Origin of the sequence: Rhizobium sp. BR 315 (assembly GCF_050577975.1) — a bacterium.
GTDB classification, from domain to species: domain Bacteria; phylum Pseudomonadota; class Alphaproteobacteria; order Rhizobiales; family Rhizobiaceae; genus Rhizobium; species Rhizobium miluonense.
Map to the genome: position 1 here is coordinate 1 of NZ_JARWKZ010000053.1, position 25657 is coordinate 25657.

Below are 25657 nucleotides of genomic sequence, written 5' to 3' on the forward strand. Positions count from 1 at the left end.
CCTGCATGAACTGTTGCCGTGGAACTGGAAAGCCATCCGTGCCAAGGCTATTGCGGCTGCCGCGTAAACAGCGTTTGGAACAGCTCTTCCGATCGGCGCAGACCCTCATCCGTCAGGACCAACGACTTCGACTTGTTTACGGGGTCACAGATCAGCCCCTTCTGGTGCAGCCGATCGGTCGTCGTCCAGTCAAACCCCTTCCACGCGCAGCGCTCGTTGTGCAGCGTCAACCAGAGCAGCGCCAGAACCGCGTCATCGATCCTGTCTTCGTCAATCTCCATCCCGCCAGCTTATCACGCGAGTGCTTCTCTGTCCCTGCGGTTCGGCTCGGATGCGTACGAAGGATCTCGCGAAAGGTTTAATCAAGAAACAGATCGAAGAATATGCGGGGATCAAGCTCTAACCCCGTGTCCAATCGGCTGGCTGTCGTTCACTCCCCCGCTTTGGAGGATGATCGGCCAATAACCACCTGAGCGTCCACGCTATTGTTTGAAGCAATTTTCACGATGCCACTGGAGAAAATGGGGATGTGGCCGCGCTGACGGCCGCAGGGGCACGATCGCTCTGCCAGTTTTGTTGACCAGTCCTCTTATGCTTTCCGGATCATTCGCTTGCCGCGAAATCAGGATATCCAGATCATCCGAAAGGCTGATGAGACCCCGATCAAACATCCAATGTGCCGTGCCCGATAAAGCAATGCCATTACTGAGGATGTCAGGTCCGTTTGCCTCAACAGGCCGGATATGGGCGGCGTCCACTTCAGCACGGCCACCACCATTGATGAGCTTCAGGCCAGTGATCGCGCAGCGCTTGTCGTAGGCCTGTAAAACGAGCCGGCGAAACAGCCGGTCGCGAACAACACGCGACGAGAGTTGCATCACACGGTGGCGTTCTTGTTCAAAGATGAACGCTGTTTGATCTGCTTCTGCAAATCCGTTTGTAGGATCAGCCGCTTCCATTCCATCCAGCCGCGGCAGCTCTGGTTCTGGCTCATTGAGGCCGGCCGATAGGATACGGTTGAAGTCTGCAGCGGAAATGGGCCGCACCGCCGATTGCGCCCTCCCTGAAATCCGCCCGTCGTCGTTCAATACGCCACGTTCAATGACCCCATCAGGGCCATTGAACGGAACAGGATTGATGAAATCAAGATAACTGCCAGGTTCGATCAGCGCCAGATACATGCCCGCCATCTTCGGGTCCGGGATGACTTGGGCGACCTTGGCGACGGCGAAATAGCCGCGCGTGGCGGCAACTTTGCGCGGTTCATAATAGATGACCCAATCCCCTACGCAGCCTTGAACACGACCGAGGTACTGGCTTGGAAACTGATACTGTTCAGCCGGACTGTCGTCATAGATCGAGTCCGAGCGGTGAATGAAAACTCCGAATCCCATGTTCGATGCTTAGCACGACAAGATCGGTTTCGGATATGATGTCTGTCTTTCGCTCGAAGACAAATTGTCCGGAGCGGAAGGTTTTGAGGGGAACACTTTATGAAGCTCCCGAACAGCACCGGTGCCTTCGATTACCAGTCACCTCGGGCCTTTGCGGGGTTGTTGTCGATCGAGTTCATGATTTGACCGGCATTCCCCGCCACGTCCCAAAGCACCCGATTTTAACCCTTTGCTAACATTCATTCCTTAGCAGGCCATGCCCCGGGGCTGGAATCTCATCTGTAAGGGAAACCTGAATGATCATGAATCCGACGGCGAAAGCCTTTCAGCGCAAAATTGTGGGATTTTGCAAGATCCGATTGGCAACATTGGTAAATCCGGCTGAGCTTGAGCGTCTGACCGCTTACATGATGGCACTGGTCAACGATCAAGCCCTTCCTCCCATGAAGGGCAAAGCGGTCGATTGGACCGAGATCGCCGCTGCGTGCCGGCTGGCTGCCAAACCAAGCACAAAACTGATGCGCATTGGACAGCACGGCTTCGATGCAATTGCTCGATGGGTGAATACAAACACTGCAACACCTCGCAACCGCACGAGCTCACCGTCAGACTCGGCTCTGATCTCCAAATCTCGAACGGCCAGCAGCAGTCGCTCTGCGAAGGAGAATTCAAAACCTGGAGCAAAGCCCAAGCCGATTGAGGAATTCCCCGTCGCGCTGTTCGATGACTACCCCGAACCTGTCTTGTTTCAGGCGGCATTGGAATTGCACATCAGGCGCTTTGGCGAGACCTACTACCATCTCCATCGGGCTGTTGTGCGGCCCGGCGACAATTTCGATGTGAAGACTCTCCTCAGTTGGCTCAAAGGCACAAAGGTCCCCCGCAGCGTCGAGAACTTTGAGATCCTGGATCGCATCGAGCAACGGTATCGGTTGCCGCCGGGCTACTTCAAAGCAAAGCTTCCACATCAGTCCCGCGCCGGCACCGGCCATGAGATCGACGAGGAAGTTTCTCCCGCGGAACGTCGCCGACTGGCCTGGCATCTTCCCGACAATTTCAACAAGCTGCCGAAATCGAAGCGCCAGGAGATTCTCGAATGGGTTCGCAGAGTCATTATCACCGGCGCAACCGACTATCGCCGTTTTCAGGCGGCGGCAATCAAACAACGATACGCAATCCGCTTTCCAGCGATGGCTTACGGTGGGCGGGCGTCATCGACCCCAATCGGTCGCGGCACCTCGAACCAGGGCAATCCCATTGGAGACCTTGATGATCCGGATTTGCTGTCGGGCGTCATCGACGCCCCTCCCCGTCTTGCGCTCGAAATGGCAAACCTGATAGCGTTCAAGACGTCTACGCTCACGGCAATAGGCTTTCAGCGAAACAGCGTCTGGGGCGAAGAAACGGCGTCGCAGAAGCTGGAACACCTTGGTCTCATGTTCGGAGCCCTTGCCGCGTCTCCCGATGGCCAGGTCGCAGGGCGAGGCATTCCGCTCGGCGCTCTCACCTTCGGTCTGCTGGTATTTCCCGGTATCTGGGACTGGTATTTGCAATGGCGGGAGCGCCGGCGCGGATTTTACACCGCGTGGGAAGCCGACATGCTGAGCATTGCCTTGTCGCTCACGCGCGAAGAGACCGGCTGGCTCAGGCAGCATCCGGAGCTGATCGAGAGAGTCATGCCGATAGAAGGTCTGGTTTCGGCTGAGGAGATCGCGTTTGCGAAGCGTGACTGGCACGCCTGCTGTGATGCGTTTCATGCCCATGCGCGCAATCGCATTAAGGAAATCCAGCGTGTGATGCGCATACATCGCGATCCGTTCGAACCGATCATGTGCGTGCTCGAGGCGCCAAGTCCACTAGCTGAGTATCGAAAGATTACAGACGAGATCCTTCTCAGGATGCCCGACAAGGATCGATATCCGAGAGCGGCGGCCGAATCGGTAAGATCGTTTCTGATGCTTCGGCTTGGACTCCATCTAGGACTTCGCCAGAAAAATCTCCGGCAGCTCCTGCTATGCCCGCGCGGGCATATTCCAACCTCGGAACGTCGGCTTGAAGAGCTGAAACGCGGCGAAATCCGCTGGAGCGATCGGGACAATGGCTGGGAGGTCCTGATACCGGCGAATGCCTTCAAGAACTCGAACTCATCCTTCTTCGGCTCCAAGCCATTCCGGCTCATCCTGCCGGATCTGCTTGACCTCTACTATTACATCAACACTTACATCGATCGGCATCGGCGCCTTCTCCTTGCGAAGGCCAATGATCCCGGCACCTTTTTTATAAAGACGGTGAAGCAATCGAGCACGGAGGCCTCTTACAATCAGACCACCTTCTATGAAGCTTGGCGGCTCACCATTCAGCGATACGGGATCTACAATCCCTATAAGGGCCGCGGGGCAATTAAGGGTTTGCTGCCACACGGCCCCCATAATGTCAGAGACGTGTTGGCCACCCATATTCTCAAGCTAACGGGCTCCTATGAGCAGGCGAGCTACGCGATCCAGGACACCCCTGACATGATCCAACAGCACTATGGGCGCTTCCTGCCGCAAGACAAAGCCGCGCTCGCCGCTAAGATACTGAATCAGGTTTGGGAAGCGGCATAAGGTTCGAGCGCGCACCCTTCGCAGCTTTCGCTTGTTCGATGTATAGGTGCTGGCGCGGTGATGTAGCGCCAGCACTTCACGCCAATCGACCTGCCGGGAAGGCATATGTCGGTCCCTATAATGGTTTCTCGCTTTCGCCCGCGCACCACTTGTGGAGTTAAAGAGGGAGCCGACCTACCAAAGCGGTCGTTCCCGCGTCTTGGGCGAGCCTTAACTTTCGGCTCCAAGCCGAACGTTAGGACCGCCGCAGCAAACGACAGCATTTAGGCCGGGCCGCCATGCGCGAAGGCTGAAACGGGACCGCCCGATAGATGCGGGTTAGATTATCTTCATCAGCGTCAGGGGTAAGACCGGGCCACTGAATAGACGGTAGTTTCGTTCGAAATAATAAGATGTTACGCTTCAACTTTGGGGCGAGACTTAAAACCGTTTGTACATTCAGTGGCGTCGCGTTGCTTGGGCTAGGAAACCAAAGTGATTTTGAGAGAACTCATTATAGATGAGCGCACATCGATACAGCAGGATGGGATTGACGCCGCAGCTTATCGGCGGGGAATGCGCTATCTCGGAGGCTACAGTTTTTGGGAGGGAGAGGAAGGTTCGCCGCGCCTGTGGGAACACCAACAAGCAGCGATCGCTACAGTTGTCGCCTACCTGAATGGTGACAAGACGATCCCGGAGCGGCCCGAGCAAAAGGAAGCGGCACTTCTCAAACTTCCAACGGGCACCGGCAAGTCCGGCATCATCGCTGTACTCGCGCGCTGTCTTCCCAACGTACGCCGCGTACTGGTACTTACGCCGCGCACAGCGCTGACCGAGCAGCTTATAGCGGACATCCGCTATCGCTTCTGGAAGCATATGGGCTTCGAGCATGAGGGAACGGCGCTTTTTACTGCCGCGGCGCAAGAGTTCGGCAATGCCTTGGAATGCGTGTATGTCGAGCAATTTTTGCCCAAGAACGTACACATGATCGCCCAGCACCTCACCGAACCGGACTGCGATCGGGCAATCCTCGTGGGCACCCATCAGGCGCTCGGCGACATCCGCAAGACGGCACATGATCCCGACGATGCCGGTTCCCCGGACGCGGCGACCCTTCTTGCCTATATCCGTGACAAGTTCGATCTCGTGATCGTCGATGAAGGTCACTACGAGCCTGCAATCTCGTGGTCACGCGGCGTTCGCGAATTCAATCTTCCGACCCTTCTGTTGAGCGCAACACCCTACCGGAACGATTACAAATCGTTCCGCGTGCGGGGGCGATATCTTTTCAATTTCCCTTACCGGCAGGCTGTTGAAAGGCGCATTATCCGTCCTGTTGACATCATCGTGCCTCAGGGCGACGACAGACCCGCAGGACGGGAAGCTGCAATCCCGCAGTTTGTAGGCATTCTGCACCATGAATTGCCGGACCGCCTCCGGGAGGCTGAGCGCTGGTTTCGAAATGGTGCAACGCCAAAGGTCATGGTGCGCGGCGACGATCTCGAGACCCTCACGCTTTTGCAGACCGAGATTAACCGGGTCTTTTTGACCCGCGCCGTCGTTATTCATGACCGGGCCAAAAAGACGCCCGAGAACAGGGACATGTTCACGAGTGTAGCGTCGGCTCTTCGGTCGCGCGCCGACGCGCAGTTCTGGATTCACCAGAACAAGCTCATGGAGGGGATCGACGATTCGTCATTCGTCGCCGTCGCCATTTTCGATCTGATGGGAAACGCACGTCAGCTCGTGCAGCAGATTGGACGCGCAACCAGACATTCGACTGGCGAAGACGGTGTGCCGCAGACCGGCTGGATTATTTCGACGCCTGCCAATGCCGAACGCATTCGAACCGCGTGGGAGCGTTACCAGGGCTACGAGGACTATGCGGCAAGGAATACGGCACACATCGTCACGAACGAGGTGACGTTACCGGATCGACTGCTCGAATATATGGCCGAATACCAGTACATTAGCGGTGAATTTCGGGGGCGCTTCGAGTTTGAGCAGCCGCTGGCAGCAGGTGATATTCAGCTTCCCCGAACCGCCGCTGTGCTGAGGACCGCCGCACCGCTTCCCGACATCCGCGCGTTTGGCACGATGATCGAGGAAGCCATCATGGACAAGGACCGGTTCAAAATCACGCCGATCGAAGGGATGCCGCAAGGGTCGATGGGCTTTTCCTACTATGCATGGCGAAACTCGCCGTACCTGTTCGACCGCTTCTTTTCCGAATGGAAGCTCGGGATATTCCTTGCCGTCCAGCAGGGCGAATTCGTTTTCATGCACGATACCGAGGGCCTGGTGGTCGATATGGACGGCCTCAGCCTCAAACGTGCGGGCAGGTCTGTCATGGAGAAGGCCTTTCCCGAAGACGAAGACAACCCGTCTCGACTTTCCCGCATGTCATTTTCCTCGCTCGACATGTCTCAACACGCGATCCGGGCAATGGCGCTGCGCACCCGTTCTTTTGCGGATGCCTTCACCGATCTGCTCGATCCCTCGCTGGTTCCTGCAACTGCCGCAGGTTTTGTGAACGGGACCGCGCGGTATGTTGGCTTTAACCGCTCGCGTCTGCGCGATGCTTCCGAGCGCTATGTTCCAGTTGAAGACTATATTGCATGGACGATAGAAATTGCGGCTGATTTCGCGGATGCTAATAGAAAGCGGAACCATGTCTTCGGGCGCTACGCAGCGTTAGTCGAGGATATTGACGACCAGGAAGCCCAGCCAGTTTCAATCTTGCTTGACCCATCGCTTGATGACATGCGGGACGACGAGGTCGCTGGGGCGGCTTGGGTTCTCCATGAGGACATAGATTATTTTGATCTGTGTGCCGAGGTGGACGGCGCTACCGGCGACTTCACGATCCAGATCGGTGAAGAGGGTGTACCTTGTAGCGTCGAGTTCGTTCCTGAAACTCGCAAATACAGGCTCACCAGCACCAAGCTTGATGAGCTCGCTCACGCGCCGGAAGGGGACGGCAGGCGTCAGGCGCTGACATTCGTACAGAGGCTTAATAAAGGGCAGGCCTTTCGCATTCTCACCCGGCGTGACAGCGTCGTGTATTCAGAGGGTAGTTTCTACGAGCCGAAAATACAGTGGGTCCAAGACGGCGACACCAAGCCGGTTCTCGAATACGTTCATGGATCGGCTACGCTCGACGCGGTCGAGAGTGAGAAGGGTGAAAACAACTACGAGGCCAACCGGGGCGGTTGGTACCGGCAATCTATTTTCGGTCTCTTTTCAGTAACTTGCGATGGCCAGCGCGTTGCGAACGGAATCGCGGACGACAAACTAACCGCCGCGATTGAAGCGCTTCCTTTCTGGCTTTGTGACGACGACAACCGTGAGGCCGCGGATTTCATTGGGGTTGATCCTGATGCCAAAAAGATCGTGCTTGTTCACGCCAAGGTCGGTGATCAAGGTCCGAGAGGTCACGGTTTCAACGTTGGCGGATTGCAGGACGTGGGACGGCAGGCTCTGGCCAGCCTGGGATTTATCTCGCGAGGGCAGCCGTCCTCGGTCTGGACACCAGAGCGGTGGCAAGCCGATGTACAGGCCAACAAGCTTACGCTGAATGGCCGTAATCGCATCTTTAGGAATCCTGACGGTCTCACTGCCGAACAACTCAACAATATGCTCCGCGCGTCGTGTCGCGATCCGTCATTCGATCGTGAAATCTGGATCGTCGGCGCAAAGATGGCGCGCAAGGAAGCGCTCGCGGACGGTCTGGACGAAACACCATGGGATAACCGTCTGCGGCAGTTCCTCATGCATTGGGACGCCATGCAGACTGCCTGTGCCAGAGCGAATACCCGCCTGAGATTCTATTGCTCTACTTGAGCGCACTATCCGGCTTCCGCCGACCAGGCTCTCGTGAACCGGGCCGACCCCGAAGACGCGTCTCAGCACAACGTGCGTTCGTGTCTTCACAAAATGAATGATTGCTCTGTCTGCTGAGCAGACGCTCGAACAAGACGTAGCGACCGTCCGATACTGCCAGCCATCTCGATTGGCAGCTTCCGGGCGCCGGACCGCAGAACCTCTGAACAGACGAAGTAAAAGCGCAAAGCAGTCGCCCCGCACTTGGCTGCAACGCCACTTTTAAAGATCACGACCCACCGTCTACAAAATCGGATCCGTTGATGTGAAGGGGACGTGAACCTCCGCCACGCGACCTTTATTAGCTAAGCCATTATCCTCGTGCGCTTGGAAGCTCAACATTTTTTGCGGGCATGCCCGCGCCAGTTGCTTTTTGTGTAATGAGAACCGATACTCAAAGTATTATTCCATTGCCAATAATCGTTAAAGCTGGAGGGAACTTTGACTCGATTGGTCTTTGTGCATGGCGTCGCAACGCGCGCTGGCATCGATTACGATACGACCGTTCGGAACCGCACGCGTTTGTTTACCGATACCGTATTCCAAAACGCAGATGTTCAGATCCTGAATCCGTACTGGGGTGGCGAGAGCCCGATCATCGACAAAAAGGTCTTTGCGACTGCATCGGCAGACAATTCATTTTCACTCAACATCGACAAGCCGGCGGGCGGTCAGGGCGGCGCTGGACAGCCGGCATTCGACAATGACCTTTCGATCGTCGCCATTGGCAACCAAAGCCCCGTCAGCGCAATTGATGCGATCCTAAGCGGGGCCGTCGATGCTGCGGACCAGGAGGTGCGGCAACTCAATGACGAGGAGGTTGCAGCCTTCAAAAAAGCCGTCAACCTCATCGACGAAGGCCGGGCGCAGAGTATTTTCGCCGGCGCTCTCGACGAGGCCGCGATCGCTAAACGTCTGCAGGATGACGACGAACCGCGTGCCTTCGGCCTCGTTAGCAAGATCGGGCAAGCAGTTGCTGCTGCGACCGACAAGGTCAAGAATGCGGTATCGACCGTCGGCTCAAAAGTCCTGAAGAGCTATTCGCCAGCCGTTGGCGTGTTCCTGGGGGATGTATTTGTCTATCTCAACGAGGGCGAAACGCGCGAAGCGATTCGAGCCATCGTCCTGAAAGGTCTCCATGAGGCCCATGACGCTGCCAAGGCTACGGGGGAGCCAGTCGTACTGGTTGGACACAGTCTCGGCGGGGTGATCCTGACGGATATTCTCTCCGATCCGAAAGACGCTGGCCTACCGGAAGATTTCAAGGTCGCGATGTTGTTTACCGTTGGCTCGCAGCCGGGGTTCTTTGCCTCACTACAGCTTATTGCGAAAAAAACAAATCCACCCGGCGAGCGCTTGAAACTGGACTGCGTCGGGGCGTGGTACAATGTCTTCGATCCGATCGACCCATTCGCCTTCCGTGCTGATGGTCATTTCAAGGACGTCGAGGATGTCGAGTTCGATTCAGTGACGGGGCTAATGGCAGCGCATTCGGCTTATTTCACACGGCCGCAGTTCTATGCGCGGTTTCGTGCTCGTCTCATTGAACACGGGGTGCTGATCCCGTCATGACGCTCATTCCAATCTCGCGGGAAGAAGAGATCGAAGGGCCACGAATGCATGCGTTCGTCATTGGCGTCGGGTCCTATCCGGACGCCAAGACCGGGAGAGGCATCCTGCCGGAGCTGCGCGGCGTCGATGACCTGCCGAGTGCTGCCGACAGCGCAAAACTGGTTTGCCGCTGGCTTCTCGATAACAGGGACAACTTTATCGCCAAGTTATCGAGTTTAGAAGTGCTGATCTCGGATCCTGCCGACGCAGCCTCGCGTTATGCATGGAATCCGGGGCCTGCCATCGAGGGGGCCACATCTGAGCAGGTCAAAAAAGCTGGCACGGACTGGCTTGATCGGATCAGCGCCCGTCCCGGCGATGTCGCTTTCTTTTATTGCTGCGGTCACGGGGCCGTCTATGGTGGCCAGCCAATTCTTTTCCTTGAGGATCTGAATACGAGCAAAATCGAGCCTTGGGCTCACCTCAATCTCGGCGCGCTTGCCCAGTCGCTCCGGCGTATGCCTAGTCTCGGTTGCGCCTTCATGTTCTCCGATGCTTGTGGCGAGTTCGTAACCAAGCTGGAGCTGAGCGATGCCCGCGACAGCCGGTTCTACATGCCTCCGAATTTGTTCGAACCAACGCGCAACAATGTGTCTTTCCTGTGTGCTGCGTCCGAAGCGCAACTGGCTCACGATGCTACGTCCCTTGGTTTCGAGGGCGTATCCGACGACGGAAGCGGTGTACGTTTTGGACGCTTTACGCAGACGATCCTGAAAGGCCTTCAAGGCTCATCCTCGCGCTGGTCGAAGGCCGGCTGGGTTGTCGACCCCATTTCCCTCTATCAGGATCTTCGCAAGCTCAAGCAGACATTTTTTCGAGACTGGAAGGAAAAACCATTCGAGCCTTTCTGCCCGGTTACGCCCAACGATTTCTTTCCCATCATCCGGCATCTGCAGGCAGAGATCCCGCTGGTCGTGATGACCGATCCCGAGGCCCGAATTGTCGACTACGACCTGCATATCTGCCCTTCGAATGAACAGCAAGCGGTAGTAATCCAAAGCCGCCCGCAACGCAGTCCAGAAGCGTGGCGGCTGCTAGTGCCGGTATCTCGCGACGCTCTCTATGCCGTTGCCGTCAATAATGCGGCGCGGTACGCAACGCCCTTCATTCCATCCCAACCGATGTTCGACCACGTGGTGACGGTGACATGAAAACGACGCTCTATCTTGAAGCTCCTGCCGACCTATCGATCGGGACCGTCCGCATCTCCAATGAAAGCGGGACCCTCAAGGAGTGGACGGCCACACCGGAGGACCGCGTCTTTACAAGTGATGAAATCAGGCCGGGTTCCTACCTGGTTGAAATCAGTCCCGCAGGCGTAGCTGCACAGAGCGTCATCTTCGACGTCGAAGAGGGCAAGGCTAATACGGTGACATTGCCTTATTTTTCGGCTCTTTCGTCGATGGGAAGCAATACTGCATTTTTGAGCGCGGGCAGCGAAGTTCGCGCGAACTTCGATCGGGAGCAGACAGTGTTTTTCGGAATGGAACCGAGCGTACTCGTGACACTTCCGGTTTCGACCCGCACCGAAAAGCTCGCAACAGATGATGCCGACTTCAAAGAGCGCAAGCTGTCCGTTGGCCTGTCTCAGGAGAAATCAGGCAAAAAAGAAAGTTTTGGACCGTTTAGCGGCCACTCGCGCGCCGAGCTCGCAGGCAGCCGTCTTGAAATTTCACTTTTTGACGATGAAGCCAGTTCCGCATGGCATGTGAGCCGAGTTCGCATATCGATTGCGATCGAAGGAAGCCGCGTCGAGCGGGCACTTGTGCCACTCTATCGTGGGGGGACCACGATAAGCATTACGCCATCGGCCCTCTCTTCAGCCGATGTGAGCCTGGAGATTGTCCCGGCTGATCCTATGTTGCGCGCGCTTGTCCGGGCTCTCCACGCAGGCGTGTCCGAGGAGGCCCAGGTCATTCGCGACAAGGTGCTACCAAAACTAAGGCCGTTGTCCGACGACGGTCTTTCCGAAGACGATCCATGGTCGGCCATCCTTTTTGGCTTGCTTTCGACGCGCTTCCCCGACACTTTCGGTGCCGCAAACGGCGATTGGACTGTGAAACTCGCCGACCGCGCGATCTTTGCATTCGATGCTCAGGTCATCGCCGCTCATTATGCCATCATGCAGGCGGGCAGCACCGGACAGGAAAAGGCGGTAAAGACGGCGGTTCAACGCCTTGCAAAGGCGCAAGCGGCCGGCTCTCCCTATTATGCCTATGCTGACGAACTGTTCGCAGAGCTAATTTCGGGTCTAAACGAGCTACGCATCGCCGAGAAGATCAGCGATCCGGAGGTCGCGAAAACGGTACACAGGATGTTCAGCCGTTACCAGCGTGAATTATCGCTGCAGAAAAAAAGCGGCGCGACTTTTGTCTGGTTTCGTCGCGATCAGGAAGCTCTCCGGAATGGCCTTCTTGTCCCCGACCGAAAGTCGTCGGGCCTCCTTCGCCGGCCTGATACGTCGATCATTTTCGAAGGCCGCATAGCGGCAGGCAGAGTCTCGCTCGGGAACGGGCAAGGGCGACAAAAGTCCTCGCGCCGCCGTCACCTGGTTGGGGACGTGGCATTTTCCCCGCCATTCGGCGACCGCTCCTTTGAAGAATGCCCAGCTTTGTCGCGCGAGCCGGGGCCGAGAAATGATCCCAACAAAGGGCGGTTTGGCGGACAAGCTGCTATGGCAGGATTTTCCGTCACCGCAACCTTCGCAAGAACGGATGACGAGGATTGGACGAAAATCAACCTCATTGTCGAGGCGGAGCAGAGCATCGATATCGCACTTGGCGACAGCGTATGGTTGTTCCTTCATCCTACATTTTCGCCGGCGCAGCTGAAAGTCCTCTTTCGCGGCCGGCGGGCAGTTCTATCGACTGAAGCATACGGCGGATTCACAGTGGGTGTTTGGATCCCGAAATATAAAGTCGAGCTGGAACTAAATCTTGCCGAGCTTTCACTGGCTCCGTCAATTATCCGGAACCGGTGACCGCCTGCTAAAGACCAGCGTATCCTGCTTCGTTCCGCGGGTATTGTCGAAGTATGAACAATAAGTATAGCGCGGCAGCTTCAGATGAAGGCTGCAACATCGGCATCAAAAGTTTACTCGACAGGAAACCCGCGATGATTCTTGGCCTCGGGAGCGACCTTGTGAACGTCGAGAGAATCCGGCGCTCCCTCGATAGCCTCGGTGAGCGGTGGGTGAACAAAGTCCTAGTCCGCGAAGAGATTGAAAGGGCAACAGCATGGAACGACGCCATATACATTGCCAAGTTGTTTGCGGCTAAGGAGGCTTGCTCGAAAGCCCTTGGGACTGGGATGTCAGACGGTGTTCGCTGGCATGACTTCGAAATCGTCTTACCCAATAAGGCGATATTCTCAAACAACGCACATCGCCGACTAAACGAAATCAGCGTCAACGCTCAGCAAAGCCATGTATTCCTTGACGTTTTCCATAGGAATGGCTTGGCCGGTGCAATTGTGGTGATAAGCAGTTCTCGCGCATCGCGATAGCATGTTGACTTTTCCCACACAGTATCCATAATAATGTTAGATTTTCGAACATGAGGGCCCGCCTGCGATGGATGCGACCATGAGTGATCTAGCTACACAATTTGATGCAAAGATTCCGGAGTTGCTCGAGAAATTAAGTGAGTGGTTCGAGAACGAGGCCACATCGATCGATGACGTACTTGCCAATTCTGCCCCGAGCGGAACGGGAGGATCCGTGGTGTCTTCGAGACCGGCCATCGATTCAAAACGCGTCGTTGATGCGACGGTGATCACAGAAGAGGTCTTGGGTATCGAGCTTCCACCGGAGATCATCAAGCCGGGCGGCTATGAAAATTTCCAGGAGATGGCTGACCATCTTGTACCCCTGCTGAAACGAGTCTTCACAAAAGAGATCAAAGTCAGGAAGCCGCTCGTAAAGGCGGCAGCATAGGTGTGATGATGGCGAACGAAGAGGAGCGCTGGCTTGTAATAGGAGAGCGGCTGAGAAAGGCGCGGGAATATGTCGAGCTTAAGCAAGAGGAAGCGGCACAGGCCGTCGGCATATCAAGGTCCGCATTATCGCAAATAGAGAATGGCAAACGCAAAGTCGATGCAGTGGAATTGAGCGATTTCGCTCGAATCTACGGCCAGACAATCGAGCACTTATCTGGCGAAAAGCAAGAAGAAGCCATTCCGGACAGTGTAACGGCTCTGGCTCGCGCTGCGAAGGACTTATCTACGGAAGATCAAGATGAACTGCTTCGCTTTGCGCAGTTCCTTCAAGCTCGGCCGGTGAAGGGGCGGGACAATGGCTAGGTCGGCGGCGTCTCTAGCTCGGTTACAAGCGGTCGCGGCCGCGAAACGAGTCCACCGCGGTCTGGACCTCGAGAAAAGGGTAATTGAATCGGGAGGGCAGGTCGACATCTTCGAAGCCATCTCCGAGCTTGATATAGCCTTGATCTTCAAGCCGCTGACCTCGGCACTCGGCTTCTGTCTGCCAGCACCCGTGCGCGGAATTATGGTTACAACGCTAAGAACCCTGCACATCCAGCGCTTCACCGGAGCCCATGAGCTCGGGCACATCATCTTAGGCCACACTGGCAGTATCGACAAAGAGCAGGAAATTCTTGCTCGCGATCCCTTCTCTCGCGATAGCGGAGATCTTCAGGAAATCCAGGCCGAGGCTTTCGCGGCCGAATTTATCCTGCCCCGCTGGCTTTATATTCACCACGCAAAGACCCAAGGTTGGACCACTGCTCATTTGCGCAATCCTGATGTGGTGTATCAGTTGTCGCTTCGGATGGGCGCCAGCTATTCAGCAACCTGCTGGGGGCTGGCGGGTCATCAGCTGCTCAATCGGGCAGACGTCGACATGCTGACGCGCGCGAAGGTCGCTCAACTTAAAACAGCAATCGGTCAGTCGTTTCGTCCAGGTAACTCTTGGGCCGATGTGTGGCGCCTTACCCGCAGGGATGCCGGTTCGAGCGTCAATGGAAATCCTGATGATCTCATCCGATTTGATCTCGATGAGATGGTGGATGGCGGCTACCAATGGGACTTCAGCGACCTGACCCGAGCCGGCTACGAAGTGTTGGCGGATCAATCAAACTTTTCGAGGGATCCACTGCATTATGGCGCCCCCGCCCAGCGGACAGTGATTGCCCGCCCACTTAGTCGTGGTGTTAGCCGGATACGCTTCCAAGAACGTTTAGCGCAAAACGGCGAACCCGACGACGACGTGGAGTTTCAGCTGACGCTGGCGCTCGAAGGCAAAGAGGATAGTGGTTTATCACGGGTAGAACGGCGGCGCAGAGGTATCGGCCTGTGATCAAAGCCGTCGTTGATTTGCGCGGACAGCTCCCACCCGCGGGACTGCAGGGACGGCGTAATTGCTGTCTCGCGTTTGCTGCGTCCACGGCACACGAGCAAGCTCGCGTTAATAGTGGCTCGTTGTCGGTCGAATATCTATACTATCAATCAGTCGCCCTATCGCCGGGTACCAACCCCGACAGGGGCGCTACGATGGCGGCGGTCGCTGCTGCTGTAAAGGATAAAGGGCAGCCTATAGAGGCGATTTGGCCCTTTCAGAAATCCCAGCTATAGCCACCGGCGTGGGCGCCTCCAACCGATCTAGAACAGCTCTTTCACGCGGATGCCAATATCGGCAAACTCGGCTTCCAGCAAATATGCGACGAGCTTGATGACGGCCGTGCCGTCATTCTTGGAATGGTTATCACCGATCGCTTTCGCGTCCCGGACCAAAGCGGAAAGATTGAAGTTTCGCCCGCAGACATCGAACGGGGGGGCCACGCAGTTCTTGCGGTAGGGCATGGTCATGATCAGACCGGCGGCCGCTACGTACTTATCCGCAATAGCTGGGGCGTGACGTGGGGCATAAGCGGCCATGCCTGGCTTTCAGAAGCTTATCTCAATGCTCAATTGCATGAAACAGCCACATTGGAAGGAGTGACGTAATGGAACTAATCAGAGGAACTAGCACTCCCGAAGTATGGCTTGCAGCATGCGAATACCTGGAAAAACAACCTGATCACGAAGACTACGATGTTTTCTTGCATGTTACAAACCCGTCTCCGTTGTCCAGGGCAGACGCGATGGTGCTAAAGGGTGTGGATGATTTCCTTACGAATCATGGGGGGGCTTCGATCAATACCGTCGCCGAGACGATCTTTCCACTTCAGGACTATCTTCGGGGAGGCAAAAAGGCCGTCTTCGACACTTATCCAGAACGAATGAAGAAAATACATGCCGTGAGAAAAGACCGTCAGTGGGGGAATTATGCTATGCGTATTCTCCGCCAGAAAGATCGGGACGGGACGATCTACAACCCGCTAAAGGACCTTCTGAAAAAGATTCAGGATCACGGCGAGTACAAGGCAACATTCGAGTTGGGCCGCGGCCATGCCATGGACGGTATTGAGACGGAGCTACACGATTTGGAAAAGGGCGGGGACGACATCGCGATCTACGACGGAGCAGCAGACCGCCGCCCGATGTATGGGCATCTGCCATGCCTCATGCATCTCAGCGTGAAGCTCGACCATGGAACGATCAGGATAAACGCTACATATCGCTCTCATTACTACGTGCAGCGCTTGCTGGGAAACCTTATCGGCCTTGCTCGCCTCCAGTATTTTCTTGCGCACGAAGCCGGGCTCGAAATCGGGCCTTTAACTATCAACTCCACCTACGCAAAGCTCGACACCGGCGAAGGGAAGTGGAGGATGCGAGACATCAAAGAACTGCTTGCGGAAAGTCGCCAGCTCTACGCCGTAAAGGACGCTGCATGACCAAACTTGATACTGGAACACATTTTGTCGTTGCCGACTTCGTCTATGACCTTCAGCTTGAGCAACTGCGGCATGACGAAAGCTTTCACAAGGACGTCGTGATCCTTTCCCTGGCTGACCGGGTCAAACACATGGCGTTGCACAATGGGAAATATGTTGGCTACTTTTTCGAGGCTACCGATGCCGAGCGCTTTGCGGCCGTGCTCACGGACGCATTCATCATAACACTTGCCACTGCAAATACCCTCAATCAGGACCTCGGCAAGGCTGTCGCGGAAGAGTGGGCGACGATCTCCGGGTTCGGAGAGGTGCCATTGCCGCAGCCTCCGGGGCAAGATGCCTTTATAAAGGCCTATGCGATTGCTGCAGGAGCCCTCGCTAAGGCATGTGAATCCTGGGACCATCTGGAAATGGCGCCATTCAACACGATGATGCGTGAGAGCAATCTTTCGCTATTCAAGCTCGTCGTAGGTTATGCAGCCGCCTTAAAGTTGAATCTCGTTGAAAGCTACCGCACACGGCTTAAATTTATTGAGCGGCGATCGATCTTCCACCGGACCCTGACGAAAGAGGGATAACCATGTTCTGGGGCAACGAGGAATTAAAGAGACGGCTCAAGGACCTCATTGATCCCTACGAACCGAAGCTATTGGACAGGGCGACATATCGATTGACGATAGGTGCGGAGATCTACGTATCTCCGACCGGGGTCGGCAGTGATACCAAGCTCAAGACGAAAAAACTTCTCGATCCCGGAGAGCATTTCCAGATTCCCGCCGGGCAGTTCGCGCTTCTCATCACCGAGGAAAGCGTATCCGTCCCGGAGGATGCGCTCGCCTTCATTTCGATTAGGGCAACCTATAAGTTTCAAGGCTTGGTGAACGTTTCCGGGTTTCATGTTGATCCGGGATTTCGCGGCCGCCTGATTTTTTCTGTTTTTAATGCCGGGCCGAGTTCCGTTCACCTCTCGCGTGGTGAAGACTGCTTTCATATATGGTTTGCAGATCTACGCGATCACAAACCGATGGGTGAAAAAGCCGGATATGATGTCATTCCACCTGCACTCGTGAAGCATATCGCGGATGGAATACAATCCCTGTCGGGTCTCGATACCAAAATCAATGATGTCGAGAAAAAGCTCGCCGACCGACTTGTTTCCGTGGAAAAGAAACAGTCGATCATGTGGTGGTTAGGTTCACTCCTCCTAGGCGTAGGCATCACGCTTTTAGTTTCACAGTTCAACAGATCTCCGCCCGCGCCTCCGACTGTCGTTATTGCTCCAAACCCGACCTCTAACGTGATCAGTGGACCTGTGGCATCGCCTAGTTCACCCGCCGCCTCCACTGCAACACCGCAAGCGTCGCCCCCTCAAGGAAAGACGCCGTAACTGTTGGCAGCCACTTTTGCTACTTCCATGGCGAGCCGTAAGGGTCTAGGGAAGATCAATCTGAGGCGAGCGTTGCATGGAATTTTCACCGATTATGGACACGTATTGGCGCTTTGCCTATGAGCGCCAACTGGTTTATTTCAGACGTCTGGAGGACGCCATAGGCCCATGGACGGATGACCCGATCATCGATCGGTACCGCTTCACCAATGCCTACCGGGCGGCCGATCGGGTCAGCCAGTATCTCATTCGGCATGTCCAGTATGACGAATCCAGGTCGCAAAGCGTCGAAGAGATCTTCTTTCGCACTCTGGTCTTCAAAATTTTCAATAAGATAGACACGTGGGAATATCTTGAGCGCGTGGCTGGAGCTTTGTCGTGGGCTCACACTTCGCTTTCAGGCATATCGGACGCTCTGGACCGCATGATGGCGGCGGGTCACGCCGTCTATTCAGCAGCCTACATTATGCCAGCCCCTAAGTTGGGTTTCGTCAGGAAACATGCAAATCACCTTGCATTGATCAAAATGATGATGGACGACAAGCTGCCTGCGAAGATAGCGGACGCCCCCACGCTTCGTCACGTCTTTGATTTACTGGTTCCCTACAATGGTCTCGGACGCTTTCTTGCGTTTCAATATACGATCGATTTGAACTACTCATCCATACTGGATTTTGATGAGTCGGACTTCGTCGTAGCGGGCCCCGGTGCGCTCGATGGTATAGCCAAATGCTTCGTCGACACAGGCGGACTATCTGCTGAAGAACTAATTTATGAGGTAACAGATAGGCAAACCACTGCGTTTGCACAACTGGAGCTCGACTTCAAAGGCCTGGGAAAGCGCCCTTTAAAGCCGATTGATTGTCAAAACTTGTTTTGCGAGATATCCAAGTATGCGCGCGTAGCACATCCCACTGTTCCCGGCGTGTCAGGGCGAACTCGCATCAAGCAGCAATATCGACCGAGCCGCAGGGAGACCGAGAAACCGTTCTTCCCCCCGAGATGGCAGGTAGAGCTTGAACTTGGTACCTCAAAGAATACAACCAACCGACAGCTTTCTTTATCATGGCCTGCTGACCATTCGGTAGCCGGCCGCTAGGGTGGATGTTCAGCCTTGGGTAGCTCATGACCACAATGCAGAACGGTACGTATCACCGCTAGCTTCCACTCTTAGCATCAGAGGCCGTAGTATGGACAAAGCTCCCGGACCGTCGGAGCTGATGCGTTTAAGACACCCGGAACGCTATTCGGACAGCGAACGCGTGGATGCCTACCGCCTCGGCGATTCCGAGTTCCGGCACCATCTGGAGACGCTGACAGATCGCAATCAGCACAAGGACTTTGAGAACTTCTGCAGGAAACTCTGTGAACGCGAAATCGCTCCAAATCTGAGACCCCAGACGGGTCCGGAGGGCGGCGGCGACGGTAAAGTCGACACAGAGACCTATCCAGTTACCAAGTCCATCTCAGAACGATGGTATGTCGCCGAGGGCGATAGTGCGGGCGAAAACTGGGCCTTCGCCTTCAGTGCGAAAAAGGCGTGGTCGACAAAAGTCCGCTCTGATGTCGCTGGCATTGTCGGTGAAAAGCGGGGTTACCACCGCATCATATTCGTCACGAGCCGCCCTGCCCGACAAGCGCATCGCCTACGCATCGAGCAGGAACTCTGCAGGGAATTTGGAGTAACAGTCATCATCTTGGATCGCGAGTGGATCGTGGATCGCGTGCTTTCGCACGGCCACAAGGACATAGCGTTCGAATACCTTCAAGCCGGAGAGCACGATCTGACCCAGATCAGGCTTGGCCCTAACGACTTCCGACGGCAACAAGCTCTCGACCAGCTGGAAGACAGCCTCACCAAATCTGGCTCTTACCCAAACGACACCATCCAGACGATATCGGATGCGCTGGAGGCGGCTGTTCTATCCCGCCTACTAGAAAAACCTCGCCACGAGACGGATGGGCGGTTCAAACGCGCAATACGATTGGCGAAAAAATACGGTACCCACGCGCAGGTCCTTCGGGCCGTGTACGAAGAAGCGTGGACCGCCTTCTGGTGGTTCGACGACATCCTGGCGGTTGACGAGCTTTATGAAAAAATCGAAACGCTGGCTTTCCCCATGGGTAGCGCCGCTGAACTGGGTCGGGCTCACAACATCCTGCAGCTTTTAGTCGCTCGCGTCGCAAATGGCTTCGAATCCTCTGAAGACCTGTCGGTATTGCCGCGCTTGGCACGCCTAAACGAGAAGCTGCATGACCTTCTCGGCGACAGTCTTCGTCCAAGTAATTCGCTTCACGCGGAAACGCTTCTTGCCCTGATAGGTCTGAACGAAAAGCATCTCACCATGGCTTTCGACGAGTTCGACGCAACGTGGGATATTCTGACCGGCATAACAAGACGGGCCGCCCGACTCGCGGAGTTTCCTGCGGAAATGATAGACTCAGTCGTGGCCGCACTGTCGGATGGTGTTCCGGATAGCCCTTCTTTCGATGTGTTGGTAGAAGAGCTTGCGGAGCTTATGGCCAAGCGAAACAAAGAGCTCTCTGCCGCGGAATTCTATCTATCTCAGGGAGAACGGAAGCTCGACCGAGAGAAGCCCATCGATGCAATCCGCTGGCTGGGCCGCGCGGCAATCAATTTCGCGAAGAAGGAAAGTCAGGCGCAGCAGGCCGAAGCCCTCTATTATCTCTCGACGGCTTATCATAATTCCGGGCTGCTTTGGGCTGCATACGCTACAGGGTTAGCTTCCCTCGCCAAATGCGATTCGCTTTCGAAACAAGGTTCAGACTCTCGCTCGGAGATGCTGAACATTCTGAGTCTTCTTCGCTCGACTGGCTTAAATGTCGGAGCATTGGTGGACTGCATTGCGGCGCACCAGTTCATTTTGAAAATCGCCCACTCTATCGCGCTCGACGAAGAGAACCTGAAGGCGATGGGCGAAGAGGTAATCGCGTTTGATCGCTCCTTGGCCTGCTGGCTGGCGGTCCTGCCTAAAGATCAGGTCGCACGTCTAATGCGAGTTCCCGACGTTTTGGAACTGATGGGTTTGGTAGCAGCCCGCACTATGTTGCTTTTTCGGCTTGGCTATCTGGATACGCTCCTTTTGCCTGGGGGCTTTCTAAGCGATGTCTCAGAGGAAGAAGCTCATGCGATCATGGCCTCTGTGGCCAATGGGCCAATGGCGAAGATGTTTCGGCAACACCTCGTCATATTGGATGAGGCATTCACGAGTATCAGAACCTCCATCATGGGTGTGGCAATCGACATCAGCGTCGAAAACAGCTGGGTAGGCTTTCTTCAGGCGCAAACCTATGCCGCGAGCATCGAAGGGTTCACTGCGACCCTCCTACACGCGGGCCTGCACCCGTCTACGGATCGCCTGCAACTGACAATCACACGGAAAGACATCGCTGAGGCGACGGTTGAGATCGACCGACGCGGGATGGTGATAGCGGTTGTCCCGTCTTCGTGGACATTCACCGACGTGGCGACGTTAGCGCCACTGAACACTCATCTGCTTGAAGCCGCATTCCATGTGCTGATGCAGATCACCGATCTCGAAGGGGCGTTTCCCACACTTGAGGAGTTGGTCGAGACTGAAAGGGCTCTCGACCGGGTCAGTTTCTTTAGCCATTCTGGACTGTTTCGTGACTGGACCTTCGGCGACGCCGTAAGCCGTGTCTCAGACTGGGATCAGGTGATTAAAAATACCTATCCCCTTAGAGACGACGCGCCGGCCGATCTTGCCGCGGGAAATGACAGTGAGGAACCATCCGACGATGGTGGGGCGAACGGATCTTCGGTGGACTATCAAAGACATGACACCCTGAGGGTTGATCCGATCATCAAGATGCGTCTCTGGAAGAGCGCCTTTTGGGCGGGCGTACTATTCGGTGACGACGAAGAAAGCGGCCTCCCGTGTCTTTGTTTGCTCTTTGATGATGGGGATATCGGCAAACAGATCTTCGAAGAATGGCTGGCCATTTTGGGAAAGGAAGACTTGCACGATAAAATTCGTGTCGCTCTCATCAAGGGTGTCGACAAGCGAAACGACGCTTCTTACCGGATGCATGTTCGCCAAAACGAAAGCGCGACCGCCAATAGACACGCGCCGAGAGAATTCATAGCGTCGATGAATACAACCATGGAACCTGAAAACACCGTCTGGCGGGATGCCTTCATCGAGAAATTCAAGGCGTCCGGAGCGTACCTGCTCATGCCGGCTTCGCGCGATCGGTCCGGGCAAATTCGCGGCCACGATGAACTGGCAATCCTCAAGCGGAGCTTTTACATCAGAGACGCCTGGGAAATCGGGCTAGGCGATGTGGACGCCATGGCCTTCCGGCAGGACGATGATGTTATGGTCCCGCTTGCGCAGCCCAACGCTCCTATCTACGAACTTTTGGAATGGCTCAGAGCGCGAGAGCCCAATAGAGACGAAGCTGATTTACCTATCGGACGAGCCTAAACAAGATAGCGCGGTGAGTAGCCTCGGACATATGAAGAAAGACGCATTGGAATACCCAGAGGGTCGCCTGACTTATATCTCCGCCGGATAGGGGCTGTCAGCGACACGCACCTCACAAGATTCCCCACGCCCGAAACCTGCCCCTCCCCGTCATCTCGCGCAGGCCGAGCTCCGTCACGATCCGCCGCGCCGCCTGCGGCGTAACATCGAGAGTATTCGCCACCATCCCGGCCGATACCAGGGGACGGGCGATCACCAGCTCAACCGTGAGCGTCCGGCGAACGCATTTTTCGGGTGTCGAGAGATGGAAGCTATAGGCCGCGTTTCATCTCATCGGCGATGATGCGGTCGATTATTTCAGGATCGCACTGTGTGTCGATGAGGAACTCGCGGATACCGCCGTCCCACGTCCTGATGTCGGCGAGTAGGCTTTGAAGTTCTTCGATGCCATTCTCGGTCAGACCCTTCGTGCCATCTTCAGTGCCATCGCTAACGTAAACCAGTTCGCGCTCGGAGATGTTGTCCGAGTTTGCGGTCACTTCTTCGATCAGTTCGAGGTTCTCGCCGATCATGCCGGCGACTTGGCTGAGTGTGTAGATGAACCTCGAGCGCGCCATCAGGCGGCCTCGCATCGAACGTTTGCTGGCGTCCAGTTCCAGGGCAGCAGGTCTTCAATTCGATCCTTGGGATGATCCTGGATCCGGGCGAGGACATCTGTCAGATACGCCTCCGGATTTTGGCCGTGCAATTTGACCGTTTCGATGATGGTCAGGATGTTGGAGATGCGCTCACCGCCCTTATCCGAGCCGGCAAACAGCCAGTTCTTCCTTCCGATTCCAAGCGGACGCATGGCTCGTTCAGCGATGTTGTTGTCGATTTCGACACGGCCATCATCGATGTAGACACCCAAGGCTGTCCATCGCGACAGCGCATATCGCATCGCCTCGGCCAGCCTCTGCTTCTGTGGCAAAGTTGAGAGTGTCGCCTCGATCCAGGCCTTGAGCTCGTCCAGAATGGGCCGAGCATGTTGTTGACGCAGGGTGCGCCGCTCGTCAGCCGACATGCCTCGGATACGGTTCTCGATATCGTAGAGAGCGCCGATGCGCGACAGTGCTTCCTCAGCGATCGGAGAAGGCTTCAGCTTGATCACATCATGGAACTTGCGGCGCACATGCGCCATGCAGGCGGCTTCAATGATCTGGTTGCCGTAGAGTTTCTTGTAACCCCCGTAGCCGTCGGCATGCATGACGCCGCTGAAGCTTGCGAGGTGTTCAGCCGGATGCGCGCCTTTGCGGTCAGAGCTGTAGTAATAAGCGATGGCCGCGGGAGTGGCGGATTGATAGCCACTGCCGTCGAAGACGTAGACCCAGACCCTGCCGGTTTTTGTCTTGCCCCGCCCGGGGTCGAGAACATCGACCGGGGTATCGTCCGTATGTATTCGGTCGAGTGCGGCGATATGGGCCCTGATTAACAGGACAAGTGGTGTCAGCAATGCAGATACCCGGCCGACCCAGTCGGCCATTACGGATCGGGAGATGTCTATCCCCAACCGGTCGTACATCTCTGACAGGCGGTAGAGGGGAATGTGATCGTCGAATTTGGCGATCATGATATGGGCGAGCAGTCCCGGCCCGGGTTTGCCGCGCTCGATCGGCAAGGTCGGCATCTCGCCAGCCACTGTCGTATCGCATTCCCTGCAGATCATGCGCTTCTCGACATGCCGGACAATCTTGACCGACGCCGGCACGTGCTCCAGCACCTGGATCACTCTGTCGGCCGCCTTCAGGAACGAAGTGCCACCGCAGGTCGGGCAATTGCAGGGGGCCGCATAGACCAGTTCTTCGGTGGCGAGATCATCGGGTAGAGGCTTGCGCTTCGGCTTCTCGGATGCGTCGTCCAACTCCGGCAGAGGAGTTTTCCCGGAGCGCAGTTCAGCCTCAGCCCGGGAGGCCTCGATCTCCTCCAGCATCAGCTCGAATTGCTCGATCTTCCGGTCGATCTTTTCCGAAGACGCGCCATGCTGCCGATGTCGGAGAAGCTCCAGTTGCGCGCGAAGAAGCCCGATTATGGAGTCTCGCTTGATGACCTCGGCTTCCTGGCTCTCAAGTTTCGCCGCCTGTTCCGCGACGAGTGCGCGCAAAGCAGTGAGCTCGTCCTGACTGTCCAGCGGCGCTGTTTCCATACCCGCGAATCTAGCCGATTTGCCTCTGACGCGCCAGCGTTAAGCCTCGGATGCCCCTGCAAAATATAGCTTTTATCCCGTTCGGCCGGGAGCGGACGTCCATGCCGGGCGTCGCCAATCGATCCCCTCAACGAGCATGGAAAGCTGCGCCTGCGTCAGGTGCGCTACACCCTCTTTCGCCGTCGGCCAGGGAAAGTACCCGCGCTCCAAAATCTTGTACCTCACAAGAGAATGCAGCCTCGACAAGCGCAGATCAGGAGTTAGTGCGGGTCACGCATCCGTTTCATCCTTTATTCGCACGGCAGTTGCCATGTGTCGGTCGGCGTTTCAACCGGCATGGCGAACGCCTTTTACTGCGGGTCGACAATGCTGCCGTTTGGTCGCTTCCCCCGCAATGGACTGATCTTTTCAGTGCGGATCCGGAGGTGGTCATGGGCAAGGGACGGGCGCTTATGCGGTTCGCCGATTTGATGGAACTCGCGGATCTGGTTGACCGTCTTTCCAGCAAATCGGGGACGCGACCACGCTGCGACTTGTAAAGGCAATTATACCGCAAATGTAAAGCGAATTACGCCGCACAGGGAACTCGCATGACCAATAAGGCACGATATAATGATGATATAGTCGACGCAAAGGCTGACGGCAGTCTTGACGCAGCCGCGAATAGCGGCGTAATTGTATTTACGTTAATGCCGATTCGCGTGATCGGAGCCAGCGATGTCTGCCAAGTACGACAGCAAGCGATCCAAGATAGACGTCCTTATCGAAGAGGGTACCTTCAATCCAACCCCGGACAAGGTGCGCGATTCGAAGTTCCGGGGCGGCGAGTTCTTCGATCCGCACGACGTTGTGCAGGTCAAATACGAGATGCTGCGTCGCGTCTCGATCGACAAGGTGTCGGTGACGGAGGCCTCCGACGAATATGGGGTCTCCAGGCCAACCTACTACCAGGCCAAGGTGAACTTCGACATGGCCGGGATTGCCGGACTGGTGCCGGCAAAGACGGGGCCGCGCGGTCCCCACAAGATCGACGACAAAGTCCTGGCATTTTTGCAGGCGCAGCTCGTCCCAGGCGAACCCGTTCGCGCCAGGGAACTGGCGAAGCTGGTACGCCGCCAACTCGATATCGAGCTTCATCCCAGAACGATCGAGCGGGTATTAAAAAAAACCGGCAGGTAAACATTGCCGCGATGTCGGCATGTTCGATCTTACCGTCGACCATTGCGGCCCAGTACGAGGTGCTACGTGGTGCAGCTCTCGGTGAAGTGCTGCCGTTCAAGGCCCGCAGTGGCCTCATGCTTTTTCGGCGCCGGGGCATGTGGGGATGGGTCCAGGCGCTGACCGCAATCGCAA

Annotated in this window: 22 protein-coding genes and 1 pseudogene; 17 read left to right on the forward strand and 6 right to left on the reverse strand. The window is 55.9% G+C overall.

The features are described 5' to 3' along the window. Window positions 1-47 precede the first annotated feature (47 nt). Both QD409_RS29700 and QD409_RS29705 read right to left on the reverse strand, forming a co-directional pair. On the reverse strand, window positions 48-281 hold the full coding sequence (locus QD409_RS29700; protein ID WP_092846828.1) for a DUF6429 family protein: 234 nt from the start codon (window positions 279-281) through the stop codon (window positions 48-50). A 201-nt stretch (window positions 282-482) separates the two neighbouring features. Beyond that, window positions 483-1394, reverse strand: a complete 912-nt coding sequence (locus QD409_RS29705) for an HNH endonuclease (RefSeq protein WP_430764421.1) — start codon at window positions 1392-1394, stop codon at window positions 483-485. 296 nt (window positions 1395-1690) lie between these two features. On the opposite strand from QD409_RS29705, the gene QD409_RS29710 reads away from it, so the two are divergent. From QD409_RS29710 to QD409_RS29780, 15 genes are all read left to right on the forward strand, one after another. Next, complete coding sequence (locus QD409_RS29710) at window positions 1691-4000, forward strand: hypothetical protein (protein ID WP_430764422.1); 2310 nt, start codon at window positions 1691-1693, stop codon at window positions 3998-4000. 474 nt (window positions 4001-4474) lie between these two features. Beyond that, window positions 4475-7825 (forward strand): DEAD/DEAH box helicase, encoded by a 3351-nt coding sequence (locus QD409_RS29715; RefSeq protein ID WP_430764423.1) that lies wholly within the window; start codon window positions 4475-4477, stop codon window positions 7823-7825. A 561-nt stretch (window positions 7826-8386) separates the two neighbouring features. Further along, a complete protein-coding gene (locus QD409_RS29720; RefSeq protein ID WP_430764424.1) occupies window positions 8387-9436 on the forward strand; it encodes a hypothetical protein in 1050 nt (349 codons plus the stop codon). After that, on the forward strand, window positions 9433-10626 hold the full coding sequence (locus tag QD409_RS29725) for a caspase family protein (protein ID WP_430764425.1): 1194 nt from the start codon (window positions 9433-9435) through the stop codon (window positions 10624-10626). Before QD409_RS29720 ends, QD409_RS29725 begins: the two co-directional genes overlap by 4 nt. Then, window positions 10623-12455 carry a pYEATS domain-containing protein gene (locus QD409_RS29730; protein ID WP_430764426.1) on the forward strand — a complete coding sequence of 611 codons (1833 nt, stop codon included), beginning with the start codon at window positions 10623-10625 and terminating at the stop codon, window positions 12453-12455. The genes QD409_RS29725 and QD409_RS29730 overlap by 4 nt, the downstream gene beginning before the upstream one ends. Window positions 12456-12589: 134 nt before the next feature. Then, entirely contained in the window at window positions 12590-12979 is a 390-nt protein-coding gene (acpS, locus tag QD409_RS29735) for a holo-ACP synthase (protein ID WP_430764427.1), read from the forward strand. A gap of 79 nt (window positions 12980-13058) precedes the next feature. Then, window positions 13059-13409 carry a hypothetical protein gene (locus tag QD409_RS29740; protein WP_430764428.1) on the forward strand — a complete coding sequence of 117 codons (351 nt, stop codon included), beginning with the start codon at window positions 13059-13061 and terminating at the stop codon, window positions 13407-13409. Window positions 13410-13414: 5 nt separating this feature from the next. Further along, window positions 13415-13774 carry a helix-turn-helix domain-containing protein gene (locus tag QD409_RS29745; RefSeq protein ID WP_145962720.1) on the forward strand — a complete coding sequence of 120 codons (360 nt, stop codon included), beginning with the start codon at window positions 13415-13417 and terminating at the stop codon, window positions 13772-13774. After that, window positions 13767-14786 (forward strand): ImmA/IrrE family metallo-endopeptidase, encoded by a 1020-nt coding sequence (locus tag QD409_RS29750; RefSeq protein WP_430764429.1) that lies wholly within the window; start codon window positions 13767-13769, stop codon window positions 14784-14786. Before QD409_RS29745 ends, QD409_RS29750 begins: the two co-directional genes overlap by 8 nt. 398 nt (window positions 14787-15184) lie before the next feature. After that, entirely contained in the window at window positions 15185-15433 is a 249-nt protein-coding gene (locus QD409_RS29755; protein ID WP_430764430.1) for a C1 family peptidase, read from the forward strand. After that, a complete protein-coding gene (locus tag QD409_RS29760) occupies window positions 15433-16266 on the forward strand; it encodes a hypothetical protein (RefSeq protein WP_430764431.1) in 834 nt (277 codons plus the stop codon). The genes QD409_RS29755 and QD409_RS29760 overlap by 1 nt, the downstream gene beginning before the upstream one ends. After that, complete coding sequence (locus QD409_RS29765; RefSeq protein ID WP_430764432.1) at window positions 16263-16844, forward strand: hypothetical protein; 582 nt, start codon at window positions 16263-16265, stop codon at window positions 16842-16844. Before QD409_RS29760 ends, QD409_RS29765 begins: the two co-directional genes overlap by 4 nt. A gap of 2 nt (window positions 16845-16846) precedes the next feature. Then, a complete protein-coding gene (locus QD409_RS29770) occupies window positions 16847-17653 on the forward strand; it encodes a dCTP deaminase domain-containing protein (RefSeq protein ID WP_430764433.1) in 807 nt (268 codons plus the stop codon). Window positions 17654-17729: 76 nt separating this feature from the next. Next, on the forward strand, window positions 17730-18752 hold the full coding sequence (locus QD409_RS29775; RefSeq protein WP_430764434.1) for a nucleotide kinase domain-containing protein: 1023 nt from the start codon (window positions 17730-17732) through the stop codon (window positions 18750-18752). Between the two features lie 91 nt (window positions 18753-18843). Further along, a complete protein-coding gene (locus QD409_RS29780; RefSeq protein ID WP_430764435.1) occupies window positions 18844-22122 on the forward strand; it encodes a hypothetical protein in 3279 nt (1092 codons plus the stop codon). A 112-nt stretch (window positions 22123-22234) separates the two neighbouring features. Here QD409_RS29780 and QD409_RS29785 read toward each other — a convergent pair. The 4 genes and pseudogenes from QD409_RS29785 to tnpB form a co-directional block, all read right to left on the reverse strand. Next, window positions 22235-22387, reverse strand: a pseudogene (locus QD409_RS29785) (helix-turn-helix domain-containing protein); the annotation flags it as partial. Window positions 22388-22433: 46 nt separating this feature from the next. Continuing rightward, window positions 22434-22739 (reverse strand): hypothetical protein, encoded by a 306-nt coding sequence (locus QD409_RS29790; RefSeq protein ID WP_430764436.1) that lies wholly within the window; start codon window positions 22737-22739, stop codon window positions 22434-22436. After that, window positions 22739-24304, reverse strand: coding sequence for an IS66 family transposase (tnpC, locus tag QD409_RS29795; protein WP_430764437.1), 1566 nt, complete (start codon window positions 24302-24304; stop codon window positions 22739-22741). The genes QD409_RS29790 and tnpC overlap by 1 nt, the downstream gene beginning before the upstream one ends. Before the next feature lie 72 nt (window positions 24305-24376). Then, window positions 24377-24529 carry an IS66 family insertion sequence element accessory protein TnpB gene (gene tnpB / locus QD409_RS29800; protein ID WP_081931298.1) on the reverse strand — a complete coding sequence of 51 codons (153 nt, stop codon included), beginning with the start codon at window positions 24527-24529 and terminating at the stop codon, window positions 24377-24379. 38 nt (window positions 24530-24567) lie between these two features. Between tnpB and QD409_RS29805 the strand changes: the two genes are divergently transcribed. Next, window positions 24568-24843, forward strand: coding sequence for a DUF5372 family protein (locus QD409_RS29805; RefSeq protein ID WP_430764438.1), 276 nt, complete (start codon window positions 24568-24570; stop codon window positions 24841-24843). 178 nt (window positions 24844-25021) lie between these two features. Next, the gene (locus QD409_RS29810) at window positions 25022-25483 is read left to right on the forward strand and encodes a helix-turn-helix domain-containing protein (protein WP_430764439.1); all 462 of its coding nucleotides are present in this window, start codon (window positions 25022-25024) and stop codon (window positions 25481-25483) included. Window positions 25484-25657 lie beyond the last annotated feature (174 nt).

Bases quoted from the DNA above. Each gene is read 5' to 3' on its own strand.
- QD409_RS29700 (WP_092846828.1), bottom strand. From the start codon at position 281: ATGGAGATTGACGAAGACAGGATCGATGACGCGGTTCTGGCGCTGCTC.
- QD409_RS29705 (WP_430764421.1), bottom strand. From the start codon at position 1,394: ATGGGATTCGGAGTTTTCATTCACCGCTCGGACTCGATCTATGACGAC.
- QD409_RS29710 (WP_430764422.1), top strand. From the start codon at position 1,691: ATGATCATGAATCCGACGGCGAAAGCCTTTCAGCGCAAAATTGTGGGA.
- QD409_RS29725 (WP_430764425.1), top strand. From the start codon at position 9,433: ATGACGCTCATTCCAATCTCGCGGGAAGAAGAGATCGAAGGGCCACGA.
- QD409_RS29730 (WP_430764426.1), top strand. From the start codon at position 10,623: ATGAAAACGACGCTCTATCTTGAAGCTCCTGCCGACCTATCGATCGGG.
- acpS (WP_430764427.1), top strand. From the start codon at position 12,590: ATGATTCTTGGCCTCGGGAGCGACCTTGTGAACGTCGAGAGAATCCGG.
- QD409_RS29740 (WP_430764428.1), top strand. From the start codon at position 13,059: ATGAGTGATCTAGCTACACAATTTGATGCAAAGATTCCGGAGTTGCTC.
- QD409_RS29745 (WP_145962720.1), top strand. From the start codon at position 13,415: ATGATGGCGAACGAAGAGGAGCGCTGGCTTGTAATAGGAGAGCGGCTG.
- QD409_RS29750 (WP_430764429.1), top strand. From the start codon at position 13,767: ATGGCTAGGTCGGCGGCGTCTCTAGCTCGGTTACAAGCGGTCGCGGCC.
- QD409_RS29755 (WP_430764430.1), top strand. From the start codon at position 15,185: ATGGTTATCACCGATCGCTTTCGCGTCCCGGACCAAAGCGGAAAGATT.
- QD409_RS29760 (WP_430764431.1), top strand. From the start codon at position 15,433: ATGGAACTAATCAGAGGAACTAGCACTCCCGAAGTATGGCTTGCAGCA.
- QD409_RS29765 (WP_430764432.1), top strand. From the start codon at position 16,263: ATGACCAAACTTGATACTGGAACACATTTTGTCGTTGCCGACTTCGTC.
- QD409_RS29770 (WP_430764433.1), top strand. From the start codon at position 16,847: ATGTTCTGGGGCAACGAGGAATTAAAGAGACGGCTCAAGGACCTCATT.
- QD409_RS29775 (WP_430764434.1), top strand. From the start codon at position 17,730: ATGGAATTTTCACCGATTATGGACACGTATTGGCGCTTTGCCTATGAG.
- QD409_RS29780 (WP_430764435.1), top strand. From the start codon at position 18,844: ATGGACAAAGCTCCCGGACCGTCGGAGCTGATGCGTTTAAGACACCCG.
- QD409_RS29790 (WP_430764436.1), bottom strand. From the start codon at position 22,739: ATGGCGCGCTCGAGGTTCATCTACACACTCAGCCAAGTCGCCGGCATG.
- tnpC (WP_430764437.1), bottom strand. From the start codon at position 24,304: ATGGAAACAGCGCCGCTGGACAGTCAGGACGAGCTCACTGCTTTGCGC.
- QD409_RS29810 (WP_430764439.1), top strand. From the start codon at position 25,022: ATGTCTGCCAAGTACGACAGCAAGCGATCCAAGATAGACGTCCTTATC.